The 2,112-nt window shown below is 70.9% G+C and carries 3 protein-coding genes; 2 read left to right on the forward strand and 1 reads right to left on the reverse strand.

The window, feature by feature from the left end:
• Together M3Q23_00665 and M3Q23_00670 are read left to right on the forward strand one after the other, a co-directional pair.
• The coding region (locus M3Q23_00665) for an IS66 family transposase (protein MDP9340626.1) at nucleotides 1-727 on the forward strand (727 nt) is incomplete at its 5' end.
• A gap of 20 nt (nucleotides 728-747) precedes the next feature.
• Nucleotides 748-1,647: a DUF4338 domain-containing protein gene (locus tag M3Q23_00670; GenBank protein MDP9340627.1), complete on the forward strand. Its 900-nt coding sequence runs from the start codon at nucleotides 748-750 to the stop codon at nucleotides 1,645-1,647.
• A gap of 60 nt (nucleotides 1,648-1,707) precedes the next feature.
• On the opposite strand, the gene M3Q23_00675 is transcribed toward M3Q23_00670, so the two are convergent.
• Nucleotides 1,708-2,112 (reverse strand): type VI secretion protein (locus tag M3Q23_00675; protein MDP9340628.1); only part of this gene is annotated, 405 nt, incomplete at its 5' end.

Consider the following 2,112-nt stretch of genomic DNA (forward strand, 5'->3'; position numbering starts at 1 on the left):
CAGCCACCTCGGGCTCGACCCCGACACCAGGGCGCTGCCGGCTGGACAGGCCCTGGTGCTGTCCAGCGACTTCTACGCCGTCTACCAGGCACTGAGCACCGTTGAGCGGGTCGACAACCTGTGGTGCTGGGCGCACATCCGGCGTTACTTCATCCGGGCCGGCGATGCCTGCCCCGACCTGGCCGGCTGGGCCGGGGCGTGGGTGGCACGGATCGGCGCGCTGTACCTAGCCCGAGCGGCCATGAAGGTGGCCGCACCCGACAGCGGCGCCTACCGTGACGCCGCCGCCCAGTTCGCTGCTGCGCTGGACGGCATCGACGCCGACCGGCGCTCGCAGGCCACGTTACCCGCGCTGCACCCGCGGGCCACCGAGGTGCTCGCCACCCTGGACCGGGAGTGGGAAGGCCTGGCCCGCCACCAGCAGTTCCCCGAGCTGCCACTGGACAACAACACCGCCGAACGAGCCCTACGCACCCCGGTCGTCGGGCGCAAGAACTTCTACGGCAGCGGATCGGTGGTCTCCGCCGAAGGTGCCAGCGCGACCTGGACCATCACCGCCACCGCCACCCAGGCCAGGTGCAACGTGCTGACCTACCTCACCGCCTACCTCGATAGCTGCGCGCAGGCCGGAGGCAAGGCCCCCGAAGGCGGCGAGCTGGCCCGGTTCGCCCCGTGGGCGGCCACCGAGGCCGACCTGGGCAGCTGGCGAACCGGACCGGCCCCATGACCTGCCACCCCCACCAAGCCGTGCCCACCACAGCCGTGCCCACCACAGCCGTGCGCTACTGCGGGCGGGAGTTCACCGGCGCCGAGCTGGCGAGCATCCACGCCCTGACCGCCGCCCTGCCCAACCGGGCCCAGATCGCCGAGGCGGTCTGCGCCGAGCTGGGCTGGCGCCGCCCCGACGGGCAACTCAAGACGATGAGCGCCCGGGTAGCGCTCAACCGGATGGCCGCCGATGAGCTCATCACGCTCCCCGCGGCCCGTAACTCCAACGGCAACGGGCGGCTGCCCCGCTACCGCAACGCCGAACAGGGCGAGCTGTTCGGTCCCGAACCGGTCACCGCCGCCCTACCCGCCCTCGGGCCACTGCGCCTACGCCTGGTCACCACCCGGGCCGACTCGGCCAGCTACCGCGACCTGATCGCCACCCACCACTACCTCGGCTACACCCCCATGGCCGGAGCGCAACTGCGCTACCTCATCGACACCGAACAGCACGGGATCGTCGCCGCCGCCGGCTTCGCCGCCTCAGCCTGGAAATGCGCCGCCCGCGACACCCACCTCGGCTGGGACCCAGCCACCCGCCAAGCCAAACTGCACCTGATCGTAGGCAACGCCCGCTTCCTCATCGCACCGCACCTGCGGGTACCCCACCTGGCCTCAGCAGTCCTGGGCCGAATCACCCGCCGGCTACCCACCGACTGGCGCGCCGCTTATGGCTACGCCCCAGTGCTCATCGAAACCTTCGTGGAGACCCCCCGCTTCACCGGGACCAGCTACCGGGCAGCGAACTGGATCCACGTCGGACACACCCAAGGACGCGGCAAACTCGACCGCCACCACACCCAGGCACTACCAGTCAAAGACGTCTACCTCTACCCACTGCACCGCTCCTACCAGGCCATCCTCACCACACCAGCCTGACGACCAAAACCCCTGCCACACAAGGTGAACCCGTCGCTACTGCACGGGAACACCGAATACTTACCGGCGGACTCCTGCCCAGACGCTGTCGCGTTGGCGGGGGTCGGCGCCGGCTTGGGCGGCGAGTTCCTCGGCCCAACCGGGCGCGGCGCCGCTGTCTTGTTTGAGGATCCGGATGGGGGTGGGGTCTTGGGGTCGGGAGGCCCAGGCAAGGACATCGTTCATCGGACGGTCCGTGAGGGCTGCAGCGTGCAGGTAGCCGCGCAAGACGGCGGCGGCCATCTGGGTCCAGAACTCCCCGTCGCTGGTGGTCCCCTTGGTGAGCTGCGCTCCGGCGGCCAGAGCACGCGCGCGGTTGATCGCGACGAGGGGGTCGGCGCAGCCGCGGGTCGGCGACCAGCGCAGCCGCGGGACATCTGCGGCGAGCTGTTGCGGGTCGAAGGCCAGGACCGGGCCATGCTCGGC

This window comes from Actinomycetota bacterium (assembly GCA_030774015.1).
In the GTDB taxonomy this organism is placed as follows: domain Bacteria; phylum Actinomycetota; class UBA4738; order UBA4738; family JACQTL01; genus JALYLZ01.